The sequence below is a fragment of the Photobacterium jeanii genome (assembly GCF_001650345.1).
Classification (GTDB): domain Bacteria; phylum Pseudomonadota; class Gammaproteobacteria; order Enterobacterales; family Vibrionaceae; genus Photobacterium; species Photobacterium jeanii.
On sequence record NZ_LVHF01000028.1, the window covers coordinates 253744 to 268672 of the forward strand.

At 45.2% G+C, this 14929-nt stretch carries 10 protein-coding genes; 7 read left to right on the plus strand and 3 right to left on the minus strand.

The genetic code is table 11. The annotated features are described in order from the left end of the window. Positions 1-66 precede the first annotated feature (66 nt). The gene (gene helD, locus A3K86_RS14115) at positions 67-2157 is read left to right on the plus strand and encodes a DNA helicase IV (RefSeq protein WP_068332210.1); all 2091 of its coding nucleotides are present in this window, start codon (positions 67-69) and stop codon (positions 2155-2157) included. 188 nt (positions 2158-2345) lie between these two features. Here the strand turns inward: helD and A3K86_RS14120 are convergent, their stop codons facing one another. Both A3K86_RS14120 and torT read right to left on the minus strand, forming a co-directional pair. Next, complete coding sequence (locus A3K86_RS14120) at positions 2346-2804, minus strand: methylglyoxal synthase (protein ID WP_068332213.1); 459 nt, start codon at positions 2802-2804, stop codon at positions 2346-2348. Between the two features lie 403 nt (positions 2805-3207). Beyond that, positions 3208-4302: a TMAO reductase system periplasmic protein TorT gene (gene torT / locus A3K86_RS14125; protein ID WP_232321995.1), complete on the minus strand. Its 1095-nt coding sequence runs from the start codon at positions 4300-4302 to the stop codon at positions 3208-3210. Positions 4303-4403: 101 nt separating this feature from the next. Here torT and torS point away from each other — a divergent pair, with 101 nt between their 5' ends. The 3 genes from torS (at position 4404) to A3K86_RS14140 (ending at position 9987) form a co-directional block, all read left to right on the plus strand. Further along, complete coding sequence (torS, locus tag A3K86_RS14130) at positions 4404-7469, plus strand: TMAO reductase system sensor histidine kinase/response regulator TorS (RefSeq protein ID WP_084406629.1); 3066 nt, start codon at positions 4404-4406, stop codon at positions 7467-7469. A 310-nt stretch (positions 7470-7779) separates the two neighbouring features. Continuing rightward, the gene (locus A3K86_RS14135; RefSeq protein WP_068332220.1) at positions 7780-9252 is read left to right on the plus strand and encodes a C69 family dipeptidase; all 1473 of its coding nucleotides are present in this window, start codon (positions 7780-7782) and stop codon (positions 9250-9252) included. A 237-nt stretch (positions 9253-9489) separates the two neighbouring features. Then, entirely contained in the window at positions 9490-9987 is a 498-nt protein-coding gene (locus A3K86_RS14140) for an ecotin family protein (RefSeq protein ID WP_068332222.1), read from the plus strand. Between the two features lie 163 nt (positions 9988-10150). Here A3K86_RS14140 and A3K86_RS14145 read toward each other — a convergent pair whose 3' ends face one another. After that, positions 10151-11062, minus strand: a complete 912-nt coding sequence (locus tag A3K86_RS14145) for a LysR substrate-binding domain-containing protein (RefSeq protein ID WP_068332225.1) — start codon at positions 11060-11062, stop codon at positions 10151-10153. A 120-nt stretch (positions 11063-11182) separates the two neighbouring features. Between A3K86_RS14145 and A3K86_RS14150 the strand changes: the two genes are divergently transcribed. The 3 genes from A3K86_RS14150 (at position 11183) to nagE (ending at position 14895) form a co-directional block, all read left to right on the plus strand. Next, the gene (locus A3K86_RS14150; protein ID WP_068332228.1) at positions 11183-12526 is read left to right on the plus strand and encodes a 6-phospho-beta-glucosidase; all 1344 of its coding nucleotides are present in this window, start codon (positions 11183-11185) and stop codon (positions 12524-12526) included. Positions 12527-12590: 64 nt separating this feature from the next. After that, positions 12591-13391, plus strand: coding sequence for a carbohydrate deacetylase (locus A3K86_RS14155; protein WP_068332231.1), 801 nt, complete (start codon positions 12591-12593; stop codon positions 13389-13391). A 22-nt stretch (positions 13392-13413) separates the two neighbouring features. Next, complete coding sequence (gene nagE, locus A3K86_RS14160) at positions 13414-14895, plus strand: N-acetylglucosamine-specific PTS transporter subunit IIBC (RefSeq protein ID WP_068332234.1); 1482 nt, start codon at positions 13414-13416, stop codon at positions 14893-14895. Positions 14896-14929 lie beyond the last annotated feature (34 nt).

A 14929-nucleotide genomic window follows, 5' to 3' on the forward strand; every position in this document is an offset into this window, starting at 1 on the left:
AGCGACTTCTTGATACTCTTTAGGGCTAAGCGTAAACCCCATAGTCATAGTGTTTCAGAGGACAGGATGAGATTAAGTGCCAGCTGGTTTGCCCAATGGTTAGTTCAAGGTGATTTTTGCAGTATCGAGTTACATGAAAATAGCCTGATCTTAGATAGTCAAACTGAAACTGATGTGATCCCGTTTGATGAGTGGGATGGTGCTATTACCGTGCACCGTGGCGTGTTATGGGGAACCCTCGAAATCACCTCTGCAGATCAACAATACGTTTGGTCTGTACATGGTTTGCCTTGGCGTCACTGCAAAGCGTTTGCCAATTACCTGCTGAATGCTTATCGCCAATGGGCGCATAATCGAGTGGATAAACTCGATGCCGCTATTCCTACCATGTTGGAAAAAATTCAGTCTTTTACCGAGCAAAAAGGGTATCTGCGCACCTCTGAGCACATGACCTTGCACCATGCTTTGGCTAAGCAGCTTGATGAAACTGAGTTAACCGTAGAGCTGGCGACTTCGTTTCGTCCTCATGCCTTTGAAACTATCTCCCCGTGGTTGGCTGATAACCAAGACTGGGTCAGCGATAAAAACGATACATGGCTAGAAACCGAGGCGGAGAAGTGGTCTTCATGGTTTGATAAATTTGAATCATCACCACTTAACCCATCGCAGCGAGAAGCGGTGTTGATCAACCAAGATCATAACTTAGTGTTAGCTGGCGCCGGTACCGGTAAAACCAGTGTGCTGGTGGCACGTGCCGGTTATTTGATTGCGGATCAGCAAGCGCAGCCAGAAGATATTTTGATGTTAGCGTTTGGGCGTAAAGCGGCAGATGAGATGCACGAGCGCTTGAGCAAGAAAGTGAACGATGCTATCAAAGTTGCGACTTTTCATAGCTTGGGCACCCAAATTATCCGCGAAGTAGAAGGTGAGCGTCCGAACGTATCACCTTTAGCGCTGGATGAAAAAGCCCGCGCCAAGTGGATGGCGAGCATGCTCAAAGAGCAATGGCAGAACGCAGCTTCCAGCAAACGTTGGCAAAAACATTTAACCCAGTGGCGTATTCCGGGTTTTAAAGCTGATAACTCAATGGAACAACAAGCCAAAAACGAACAACTGTTGGCTTGGATTTGGCGTCATATTGAGTTGCTAGGTCAGCGTGGTGGCGTTAAGAAAGCCGAATTGGTTGAAGCTATCGAAGCCAGCGAACATTCGGCATCGCAAGCGCGAATGAAATCAGAGTTAGCGCTACTGTGGCCATGTTTTCGTGCTTATGAACAGCACCTTAAAACCAATAAAGAAATCGACTTTAACACCATGATCCAGCAAGCCACCGAATATGTGTTGGAAGGCAAGTTTGTACCACGCTGGAAATTTATCATGGTAGATGAATACCAAGATATTTCACCGCACCGTTTGGCTTTGATCGAAGCCTTATGTAAGTGCGAAAATGAAGGGGCAGGGAAACCAACTTTATTTGCCGTAGGGGATGACTGGCAAGCCATTTACCGCTTTGCCGGTGCTGATGTAAATCTAACTACAGGGTTTGAAGAACGCTTTGGCGCATGTCATATCACCAAGTTGGAAACGACGTATCGCTTTAACAGTATGGTGGGTGAAGTGGCCAATACTTTCATTCAACAAAACCCAGAGCAACTACCGAAAGCGTTAACGAGCTTCAAAAAGCAAAAGCGTAAAGCGGTTACCTTGTTGTGCCAAGACTTACTGGATCAAGAGTTAGTGCAATTAGCAGGTCAGCATGAAAAGCCAACTTCAGTGTTGCTGCTTGGTCGTAACAACAACCAACGCCCAGCTTCATTGGCGACGTGGCAAGAGAAATGGCCACAATTGAACATTCAGTTTATGACTTGTCATGCCAGTAAAGGACGTGAAGCCGATTACGTGTTCCTTGTGGATGTGAACAAAGGCATTTTCCCATCGCCTGATCGCGATACAGGGTTAGCAGCATGCTTGCAAGCGAAGAACGAAGGTTTTGCGGATGCGGAAGAACGTCGTTTGTTCTATGTTGCACTAACTCGCGCTAAGAAGCATGTATGGGTGTGTGCCGATCAAGATAAAGTCTCTCCATTCGTTCAAGAGTTGATCGACGATAGTTATCCGGTATTGAATAAAATCAAACGGATGAAGAAAGCAAGTTAATCTGCAGTAACAGGGTGGCGATAAGTTAAGTATCGATGCCATGAAAATAAAAACGCCTTTCACTGGAACCTGAAAATGAAGCAAACAGTAAAGGCGTTTTTTGATCGTTTAAGTTTATTTGGGTTGCTACAGTGGCTATTGCTTAAAGTGAATGGCGCAATAGGCTAAGCAAAAACTCAGGCAAAAACTTAGCCTACACGTTCTGCTAAATAAGCAGCGTAATCTGGAATTTCGATTTCAACTTCGTTGTCTAGTAACGGTGAGGTGATCAAGAAATTGGCACTGGCACGGTTCGTTGCTACGGGTACATTCCATACCCCAGCGATACGAAGTAGGGCTTTTACATCTGGGTCGTGCGGTACCGCATTAAGTGGGTCCCAGAAGAAAATCATCAGGTCAATCTCACCTTCAGAAATCATCGCGCCCAGTTGCTGATCGCCACCCATCGGGCCGCTGATCATACAAGTCACATCTAAACCAAGCTCTTTTGCCAGCAAGTGCCCTGTGGTACCTGTTGCAAATAACTGGTGATTACCCAGCTTTTCTTTATGCTCGTCGGCCCAGCGTATTAAGTGCTTCTTATAGTTATCGTGAGCAACGAGAGCAATGTTCTTACGACATTGCATTTTTCGAGTTGTAATCTGCATAAATGCGGTTTAATCCTTCATTAGTTGGTCCACGATAGAGTTATTTTGTGGAGTGGACGAAAACGATTACATTATCTAGCCAATAAAAGATATTGAGAATCTGACGCTCCTAAATATCAGGCTTATTAATACCAGAGCGCACAGCTGAGAAACAAGACATATTGGTGAAAATCATGAACTTGTAACACTTATTTCTCACCATAAGTGTTTCGCTTGTTTTTTGCTGGATAAATTGGGTCAACAAGACCTGTTTTTGAGGCGAAAATTGTCGTTAAGAAAAGAGGGAAGGTAGGGGAGTCAGCTCTTCATGAAGTGAATAAGCTGACTCGGAATAAGTTGCTGTTTGATGATGAATCTTTGCTTGGGGTTATTAACAAAGTTGGATTCGTTAACAACCAAGCTTTTATCGAATAATTTGATGGTCAGCGACACGAAATACCGGGCGAAACTCAGCAGGTGACAGAGATTCGGTAATGGTATCTTCGGGTAGATGCTGTGGCGTCAACGCTTCAATCATTGGCGACAGATCGGTCTGGGTAGCTTTCCCTTCCAAATAGCGTACCGCCTGATCAACCGACAGCTTAGCTTGTTGTGCCATTTTATCGGTTGGTGAGAACATGATTTTACCGCGGCGCAAGCCACGGTAAACGCCATGACTTAAGTAAGTCGATAGGATTTTTATTTGGTCGTTTTTATTAATTGAGCGCAGCTCACTAATAGCGACCTCTGCTGCGACAGCACCACCTATGATGTAGTTAATATCAGGGTGTTTTATTAAAAGCTGCTGGATCAAATCGCGCTGTAGCTCTTTACTGTTGTCAGCCCAAAGAGTCGTTACCACTTCAACATCACTGTCTTTGACGGCATCGTTAAAGCCAGTTGAAACGGGCTTTGTGCCACCGCGAAGTTGTGGACCTGGTAGCCAAGCCACTTTAACTTTACCGCTGCCTTTAGGGTGACGTTTTGCTAAGAAATCACCGGTTGCTTTGCCCATCCAATACCAATTCACACCGACACGGGCTTTGATGTTTTTCTTGATGTCAGGATCGGAAAAGTCGATGTCGTTAGTCATCGCAAACACCGGAATATCACCCGTAAGTTGGGATAATTTGCCGTTATAAGCGGTACGATCAACAGTCCCTAGAATAATGGCGTCAGCGCCCCAGCTTCGACACTCTGCTAGCTGGCTCTCCTGCTTTTCTAAGTGTGGGTAACCGCCTGCTTCAAAAACTTTTAGCTCGATACCAAGCTTTTTCGCTTGTTGCACCATGCCATAGTTAATCGAAAGCCAGTAAGAATCTTTCAGATGCGGGTAAACTGCACAGACTTTCCATGCTTTGCTTGCTGTTTCAAGCAGTGGATATTTTATGCTTTTGGCGTGCGGATCTGGCGAAAAAGGCGGCGTATGACTAAACACTTGGCGTGCTTGTACGCTTTCTGCCCCAAATAACGCAGGGATAGCTAAAAAGAACAGGTATAATAGCGGTAATTTTTGCATGGTTAATAGCATCTCGGCCTAATTCGCTGGCAGAATAGTAATACTTTATTTTATGGCGTCAATGCCATAATACCAGTCTAAAGAAGTAAGTGGTTAGTGGTATGGCGTTTACGCGTAACGGTATCGGTCAAAAACTTTTGTGGGCCTTCTCTGCAATGGCCGGTTTGATGATCATTGCAGTAGTGATTGGTGTAACGGGATTTTCCTTTGTTGCTAAAACGGAGCGTACCGTGATTAACACGGCGGTACCGTCATTGGTTGAGGCGCGTCAGCTCTCCGATCTCAGCACTCGTATCATTTTTACAGCTCAAGTATTGGCTAAGGCAAAAGATGAAGATGAACGCTTGCGCCAAGGTCGCGCTTTGACTGTTCACATCGAAGCCCTCAAACAAAGCTTGAATGCGTTGGAGCGTTATTCGTTCGATGAGTCTTTGATGCAACAGCTCAATGGTAATACCAAGCGTATTGTCGAAAATCTCGCCATGCTGGGTTTGCTGGTTGGACGCCAGATTGAGTTACAAGGCATCGTTGATGACATCAGCAAAGAAATGAGCCACGCCACCGTTCAAATCGACTCCCTTTCTAAATCGCAAGTTTCTAATGCCAATACGATTGCGGTTGCCAATATCTCCCGTATTTATGATTTGATTGCCAAACAACGTACCGATGATGTTTATCAAGCCTTGGATAGCTTGGTAGAAGTCGATATGGACTTAACTGAGCGTTTGTTCGAGCTGCGCTTTTTATCACTGCAAGTGATCAATATGCTCGATGATTCGATGCGTATTACTGACCCTGCTAAGTTGGCACAATTGCAAAAACGTTTTAATCACGCGCGTAAAGTGATTCAAAACCGTGTTAAGTCAGTAGAAGATCCAAGCCGCTCAGTACAACTGGTCAAGTTGGCAAAGACCTTGTCGGAAGGCGATACCTTATTCGAAAACCTTGGTTTGTTGCTGACAGCCAAACAAGATGTTGAGCGTTTAGCACAGCAAAACTTGACCATGTTCCAGCAAATGAACACCACGGTTGACCGTATTATTCAGGTCGCAAACCAAAATACCACTCAAGCGGTAACCACGGTTGATCACACCCTGACCATTGCACGAAATACCCTGATTGGTATTTCAGCGATAGGCATGTTGGCGCTGATCTTGATTATGTGGCGTTTCGTTTATGCAAAAATGCTGCGTCGTATTAATGAATACAGCCAAGCTTTGATGTCGCTAGCGCGTGGTGACTTGGAAATTAACCTTACGGTGCAAGGCCAAGATGAATTGGCTGAAATGGGGCGCGCCATTATGGTTGCTCGCGATACTGCCTATGAACGTCACCGCTTGGCGCAGGTAGAATCTAAGATCCGTTTTGAGTTGCAACAACACAAAACTAGCCTTGAGCGTTTGGTTGCTAAACGTACCAGCGAGTTAGAAAAAGCGAACGTTAAATTAAACCAAGAAGTGAAAAATCACGCTAAAGCTCGAGTGGAAGCAGAGAAAGCAAACCGCGCAAAATCGGCCTTCTTGGCAACCATGAGCCATGAAATTCGCACACCGATGAACGGGGTGTTAGGTACAGCTTCGCTACTGGCGGATACAGGCTTGAGCGATCAGCAAACTAAGTACCTTGAAGTGATTAACCGAAGCGGTGAAAACTTACTCGATATTCTTAATGACGTGCTGGATTATTCAAAAATCGAAGCAGGTCATCTTGATATTCGTTCGGCTGAATTCTCATTGTCGGAATTACTGTCAGATGTAAACAACCTGCTGGAAAGCCGAGCGGTGATGAAACACATTCGCTTGGTGACTCACGTCGAAAACAATATTCATGATCATTGGATTGGCGATGCAACACGTATTCGTCAAGTGTTGGTGAACTTGGTGGCCAATGCGATCAAGTTCACTCATCAAGGACAGATACGCATTTCAGTCGGTATCAATCCAGATATGTCTGATGAGCTGCAATTCCAAGTGCAGGACTCTGGCGTGGGCATTGCTCCGCAAGAGCAGGAAGGCTTGTTTACTGCTTTTCATCAAGCCGAAGATGGTCGTAAGACTTTAGGCGGCACAGGGCTTGGTTTGGCTATTAGTAAGCGTATTGTTGAAGCCATGCACGGTGAAATTGGGGTTGAATCGACTTTGAATGTGGGCAGCTGCTTCTGGTTCTCAATCCCGCTTGAAGAAGGTGAAACTCAACAAAAAGAAGTGGTTGAGTTTGCTTGTGTACAACCTGCTCATATTTTGCTGGTGGAAGATAACCCGGTTAACCGTATGGTGGCAGAGGGCTTCTTGAGCCGTTTAGGTCATAGCGTGGTTTCGGCAGAGGATGGTGAAAGTGCGTTGGCGTGTTATCAGCAGCAAGCATTTGATCTGGTGTTCCTCGATATCAACTTACCGGATACCGACGGTGTTACCTTGCTGAAAGAGTTACGCAAGTTTGAACAGCATATCGGGCGTCAAGCTGCGCCTATGGTGGCGTTTTCTGCTCATGTATTCCGTGAAGACGTAACCATGTACCTCGCGGCAGGCTTTGCTGGTTTCCTTGCTAAGCCGCTAGTCGAAATTGAATTGCGTGATGTATTACAGCAAATTCTGTTAGGGACAGATCGTGTTCTTGAGAACAATCTTATTGAGCATCCTACATCGTCCCAGCTGCAATCGCAGCCGCAAGAGACAGCGCTAAGCCGTGCGCCATTGCAGTTAGTCAACCCAATAGCGAACCCAGCAACTAGCCAAGCATTACATAATGATATTCAGCTGCAAGAGGAAGCGAATTCAATGACAGATCAAATGCCAGACCAAACTAATGATGAATTCGATCTTGAGCAAGTGAGCTTATTAGATGAGAAAGTCTTAGGGAGCGATTTAAAAGTATTGGGTGAAGCGCAAGTGAAACGCTTGATCCATTTGTTTACTGACTCATCGGCAGAAACATTACAAAAACTGGGAGAGGCTGTGTCAGCATCAGATTATCCTGCTGTTGCTAGTCACGCTCATAATCTCAAGGGGGCTGCTGGCACTATGGGTCTGATGCGTTTGCATCGTCATTGTTTAGCATTTGAAAAACAAGGTAAGGCGAGCACGCTGGAAAGCGTGGACTTTTCTGAGTTAGAACAGACATACCAAACTTCTATTGAAATGCTAAAAGCGCAGTTTGCACCTGAGTAATCAAATGATGGTGTAGTGAGTCCGTTACTTTGCTGTTTTAAATAGAAAACATTGTTATCGATATACCTGTAAGGGCTGGATTTAGCGATCCAGCCCTTATTTTTATTATTCTGTTGATTGAGTTGTCAGTGGCGTGATCTATTGAACAAAAAAGATACAGCCAGATGGTTACACTGCAAAAGAAATAAAAATCAGATAAAAGCTATAAATAATCGATTATTTCATGTAAGGTGAATAAATATTCAAACTTGGCGGGTGCTATTTCACAAATGAACTCAGATAGCAGCTGCATCCATCATGGAGAGATACGATGAAAAAGATGTCTGTTACTTTACTGTCTGCGGCAATATTATCGGCTATAAGCATGGGCGCGAATGCGTGTACTGGCTTGATCGTGGGTAAAAATGCCACCACGGATGGCAGTATTATCATTGCGCGTAATGAAGACTTTGGTATCAACAACTGGAATAAGCATTTAGCTTACCGTCCAGCGCAAAACAATGAAGCGGGCGACTGGAAACTAGGTAACGGCTTAGTTGTGCCTATGCCTAAACAATTTTATGCCTACTCTGCGATCCCGGATTGGGATGCCAATACTGTCGATAGCCAAGGCAAATACTACGAAGAACGTGGTATTAACGAATTTAACGTTGCGGTATCAGCAACGACCAGCGCAGAAGTTAATGACAAAGCGAAGGAAGTCGATCCGCTAGTTAAAGCAGGGGTCATTGAAGCTGTGATCCCAACACTAATTTTGCCGCAAGTGAAAACGGCAAAAGAAGGGGTGACGTTGCTTGGTCAATACATTGAGCAATACGGCGCAGGGGAAGGCAATAGCTTATACATTGCTGACGTTAACGAAGCTTGGTTGTTCGAGATTGGTTCTGGTCACCACTGGATTGCAGTAAAAGTGCCGGATGATAGCTACGCCATGATTGCGAACGGTTTGCGTGTTCACGGTGTTGATTTAGACAGCAAAGACGTTATGCACTCAAAAGGTTTGTTTGAGTTTGTTAAACAGCATCAATTGCTAGAAAAGCCAAATGCGAAGTCGTTTAACTTTGCGAAAGCTTTTGGTGTGGTTGGTGATGTATACAACATTGACCGCGAGTGGTTAGGTCAAGATATGTTGTCAGCTTCTAAGAAACAGGCAACCCGTCAGGAGCAATATCCACTGTTCTTAAAACCTGATCAAAAAGTGTCAGTGAAAGATGTGGCGAACGTGCTAGGTGCGACTTACAAAGGCACGCAACTAGAGAAAAACGGTGAACGCCCAATGCGTGTTGAGCGCCAGCTGGAATCTCACATTATCCAACTTCGTCCAGAAATGCCTACTGAGCTTCAAGGCTTGATTTGGCAAAGCTTTGGTGTGTTATCTGAGTCGGTATTAGTACCGCTATACACGAGCTTACAAGAGTTTCCTATCGAGTACCAAACAGGTAGTGATACTTACACCGACCAATCTGCTTACTGGCAATTCCGTAGCTTAACTGCGCTAGCAACTGCGGATCAGGAAAAATACTTACCTATGCTAAAAGCGACATGGGATAAAGAAGAAACCAAACTTTATCAGCAAGTCAGCAGCCTAGATATGACCTTGAAGTCATTGTACAAGTCAGATAAACAAGCGGCGCTAAATATGGCGTCTGATTACTCTTACGGTCAATTGCAGCGTACGCTGTCGATGGCAACTGAGATCCGCTACAAAATGATGACGGATTTAACTAAGAGTACTGAGAAAAAATACAGTGAAGAAGAGTTCGAAAAAATCATGAACCTCTAAGATGAGGTTGTGATTACTGGCTAGTTGCTGATGGTGTGAAACCTTGATGCACCAAGCTCAGTAATTTTTGGTTGAACTTTATATGGCAAGCCTCTGCACTTAGTTGTGTGGAGGCTTACTTTTATTTGCTTAAAATGTGCATAGCTGCCGTCTTTTTGGCGTTATTGATGTTAGCTGTCAATATGTTGTGGTAGGCTGCGCGTCAGAATATACGCTCAACAGATAAGTGAAATTGAGATGAAAAAATTATCGACATTTGCAGTAATTACAGCTCTAATGCTAAGTGGTTGTGCTGCGAACCAAGATGTACAACAAGCAGATAAAACGGATCACATTGCGAAAGTGCGTGCTGAGCTAAAAGCTTATCCGCCAGCAACAGAAGGCATGCAGCGTCATGTGTTCATTCTCGATAAGTTAGAAAACGAGAGAGAGCGTTTAGTTGAGGTTGTGATCAGCAAAACCATGAAGCTTGATTGTAATCACTACATGTTGCCCGATGCACTAGAGCAAGAAGATGTGAAAGGCTGGGGTTACCCATTCTACCGCTACGATGCCAACATTGAGTACATGGTTGGTACGCTAATGGCTTGCCCTGAAGATAAGCCAGATGTAGAAAAAACGGTGCGCGCACCGCGTCGTGAACTGTACCGCTACAACAGCAAGTTACCATTAGTGATTTATGCACCAGAAAACTTGGATGTGTCGTACCGCTTATGGCAGCCAAGCGCTAAATAATCATTTATCAAAACAATTAAGTTTCTTTAAATCATGCAGTTGCTGCGCTGATGTTTTTAGCCAGCAACTGATGCTGACGACGTTATTAACTATTCTGCACTTTTCATTTCGTACTTCTTATTCAGTACTTTTTCAACCATTGGCTCATGCTTGAGGCTAAGTCTTAATCCAGCGCCTGAATGATGCCGCTCTCGTTTTCAAGCCAGTCCATAAAGGCGATAAATTTAGGTCTTTGTTCACCGCCCGGTAAACAAACTATATCGTAGCCAAGCCCTGTCGGTTGGGCGGGAAATGGGCTCACCAGTTCGCCTGATGCTAGCCAATGCGTCACCAGACTTTCTCTTGCGATTGCTACGCCTAATCCATTCTTCGCTGCGGTATGAGCAAAGTCGTAGGTATTGAAATCATAGTATTTATGGTGTGGGTCGATTTTGCAGTTGCGTAATTCAGGCGCCATTTGATCTAGCCAATGCTGCCACGCGGTTTTCTCGCCAGCATGCAGGAAATTCACCGTTGCAAGGTGCTTTATCCCATCAAAGAGATGATGTTGCTGGGCATATTCGTGCGTACAGACAGGCAAAACACGTTCGTTGATGATCCGCTTATGATAATAATTCGGATAATGGTCTTTACCGTAGAAAATGGCCAAATCGATTGGCTCATAATCAAAAGGTTTAGCGCTAGGGTGGGCGATAAGTTTAACGTTAAGGTTAGGGTAGCGAGCTTGAAAGGAACTTAACCTTGGCAGCAGCATACAAGTGGCGATGGATGGACTTGCTGCAATATAAATTTCGCCGCTGAGTTCATTCGAGCTAATTTGCTCCACTTCACTAAACAGGGCGTCAAAGGTGCGGTTTGAAACCGCCAACAACTTCTTTCCTTCCTCCGTTAATTCTATGTGTCTTACCCGTCGAATAAATAACTGAAACCCCAACTCTTTTTCTAACGCCCGAATACGATGGCTAACGGCACTGTTGGTTAGTGCAAGTTGCTCAGCGGTTTCTTTAAAGCTCAGAACGCGCGCAGCAATATTGAAGGTATGCAGGTTGGTTAACATTCGATGGTGTTTGTTCATAGCCTGAAAATTACCTTATAGGTGAAATTGATTCACTTATTGTCGCACTTTATTCGTTTGTCGCAATCAATAAATCTCGTTTTAATAGGCGCAAGGATAAAGGCGTTGAGGATTAGGTAAATGAAGAAAACGGCATTAAAAGTGACAGTGATTGGTGCGGGTTCAAGTTATACCCCTGAGCTGATAGAAGGTCTTTTGCAACGTAAAAATACGCTACCAATAAATGAGTTATGGCTAGTTGATATTGAAGAAGGTTGGGAAAAAGCCACCATAATTGCGGGTTTGACCGAACGGATGATTGCCAAAATTGGCGCTAATATCAAAGTGACATTAACGCAAAATCGTCAAGCTGCTTTAGCGGGTGCAGACTTTGTCTGTTCCCAGTTTCGGGCTGGTGGTTTAGAGAGTCGAATTCGCGATGAGCAAATTTCACTCAAGTATAAAATGATAGGCCAAGAAACCAATGGCTTAGGTGGTTTTGCCAATGCTTGCCGTACTATCCCTGTGGCGTTGGAGATCTGCCGCGAGATGGAAGCGCTATGTCCTGATGCGTGGCTGCTTAATTTCACTAATCCGTCCGGTATGGTGACAGAAGCGATTCTGAAACATACCAAAATTAACGCTGTGGGTCTGTGTAATGTGCCTGCTCATATGGAGAAAAGTGCAGCCAGTTTGCTACGTGAAACGCAAGGTGAAGCTTTTGATGAGCAGAAATTACTCACTCGCTTTGCAGGCTTAAACCACATGGTATGGATGTACAGCGCTCAGCTTAATGGTGAGGAGAAAGTGCCTTTTATCATCAAGCAGCTAATGGCGGGAAATGACACCATGTCGCCACGAAATATCCCCGCATTTCAGTGGCCTGATTATGTACTTCGCAACTCAGGCATGATCCCTTGTGCTTATTTACGTTACTACTACATGACTCAGAATATGTATGAGTTAGAGATGAAAGAAGCGCAAGGTGAAGGGTGCCGTGGTGAAGTGGTTAAGGCTGTTGAAGCGCAGCTGTTTGAGCTTTACCGCGATCCCAATTTGGCGGAAAAGCCAAAACAGCTCGAGTTGCGTGGCGGGCAGTATTACTCCGAAGCGGCTTGTGAGCTGATGAATGCGATTTACAACGACAGTCGTGTTGTTATGCATGTGAATACGCGAAATTACGGTGCGATCCAAGGTTTACCAGATGATTGCGCGGTGGAGGTCAGTTCGATGATCACCAGTGCCGGACCTATCCCTTTGAGCGTGCCTGCGTTACCTGAACAAGTCTTGCGCTTAATCCAACTGATGAAGTCTTTTGAAACTCTGACGGTGAAAGCGGCAGTAGAAGGTAACTATGATACGGCGTTAGATGCGTTGGCTTTAAACCCGATAGTGACGACAGGCGATGTGCTCGAGCAGGCACTGCTAGAAACCATTCAACAAAATCGCGCCTTTATGCAGCAGTTTGCTCACCTTAACCAATAGCTCGCTTGTGGCGTGGTTCTGAAAGTAATTTGAAATTCATGACAAGACAAATAGGAGAGTGATGATGAAGTTGATCATCAATGCCGATGATTTCGGCTTAACCCCTAAAGTGAATCAAGCCATTACGGAATGCATGGCATTTGGTTTGGTGAAAAGTACCACTTTGATGGTGAACCAACCGGGTACTCAAGATGCGATAGCCCGCATTAAACGAAGAGAAGTACCAGACGTTGGCTTGCATTTGAACCTTACGCTTGGCCGTCCTGTGTTAGCTGCACAGCAAGTACCATCATTGGTGAATTCTGAAGGTCAGTTTTACTCCCGTGCCCAGCTAACTGAGCGTTTAGACCAAGTTGATGTCGAGCAGGTTTATCAAGAATTGTCGGCACAATACCGTTGGGCAGAGCAGCAGGGAATTGCAATCAACCATCTCGATACCCATCACTTTGCTGCTGTACAGCCTAAATTGCGTGAGGCGTATATTGCGGTTGCCAATGAGGTGGGTTTGCCTTCAAGACGTATTGATATGGAGCTTGATGGGCAAGATGGACTCACCGTTATGACTCCTGATGCGTTCGATATGCACTTTTTTGATCGTGGTGTGAGCCATCCAGCTTTACAAGGTTTGCTGGCGGGCTATCGCTCGACATTAACCGAGGAGCAGGTGTTGGAAATTATGTGCCATCCGGGGCTAATGGATGACGAGCCACTAACGTCATTATCGAGTTACCGCGATATGCGCTTTCAAGAAACCCAGATCTTAACTTCACCACAACTTAGAGATTGGTTAGAAGAGCAACAAATTGAAGTGATGGGTTATCACGATTTTGCTCGCTATAAATCTGCGTCGAAAACGCCTTCATAAATTAATAAAGAGAAAATAAGCCGTGAATATTTTGGGCTACTTACAACGGGTCGGACAGGCTCTGATGGCACCGATTGCTGCTCTACCAGCGGCTGCGATTTTAATGGGAATTGGATACTGGATAGATCCGGTTACTTGGGGAGCTAACAATGCCTTTGCTGCGTTCTTGATCAAGTCAGGGGCGGCAATTATCGATAACATGCCGATTTTGTTCGCGATTGGTATCGCCTTTGGGATGTCAAAAGACCGTGATGGCGCGGCTGCCTTGGCGGGTTTTGTTTGCTTTACGATTGTGATGGCATTGCTATCGCCTTCTGCAATGAGCTTAATTCAAGGTGTTGACGCAGACCAAGTGTCGATGGCATTTGGCAAAATCAACAATCAGTTTGTTGGCATCATAGTCGGGGTGATCAGCGCTGAAATTTATAATCGCTACAGCGGTGTTGAAATGCCGAAAGCGATGGCATTTTTCAGCGGTAAGCGCTTAGTGCCTATCCTGACCGCCTTTGCAGGGATAGTGATCAGCGCGGTGTTTATGGTGATTTGGCCGCCTTTGTTTAGTGGTTTAACTAGCTTTGGTGAGTGGATGCAAGGGCTAGGTTCGGCAGGCGCGGGCTTATACGGTTTTTTTAATCGCTTACTGATCCCTGTTGGTTTGCATCATGGTTTAAACCCAGTGTTTTGGTTTGATATTGCGGGCATTAACGATATCCCTCATTTCTTAGGCGGTGCGAAATCTATCGCCGAAGGTACGGGTATTCCGGGCGTCACTGGCATGTATTTAGCTGGTTTCTTCCCTGTGATGATGTTTGGCTTACCGGGTGCTGCGTTGGCGATGTACGTGACCTCGAAATCAGAAAATAAAGATAAAGTCGCTTCTGTAATGTTGGCTGCGAGTTTCTCTGCTTTTTTCACTGGCATCACTGAGCCGCTTGAATTCGCCTTTATGTTTATGGCGCCAGCTTTGTATCTGGTTCACGCGATATTTACAGGTTTGTCTTTGTATATTGCCGCCAGCATGCAGTGGATTTCGGGCTTTGGCTTTTCGGCTGGGCTTGTCGATATGGTACTGGCGTCTAAGAACCCATTAGCGGTGAATTGGTACATGCTCATTGTTCAAGGTGTAGTGTTCTTTGCTCTGTACTTTGTGGTGTTTCGTTTCGCTATTTTGAAGTGGAACATTACTACCCCAGGGCGTGAGGAGAGTGAATCGAATACGCAGTCCGTCGCTAAAAACTCAGTAACTAAAGCGCAAACAGATGAGGAGCTTGCCCATCAGTTTGCGACCGCTCTTGGTGGTCGACAAAACTTAGTCACGATTGGTGCTTGTATCACCCGTTTACGCCTAACTCTACAAGATGGTACACAGGTTGATGAGGCAAGTTTAAAAGCTTTGGGGGCGGCTGCCGTGGTTCGGGTCGGTAAAAATAACGTGCAGGTGATTTTAGGTGCGAAAGCTGAAAAGGTAGCGAATGTGCTAAGTCGCCTGCCTGCTGCGAGTTAGCCGGCTGGTTTTAAAAGAGATGTGTCTAAAATAA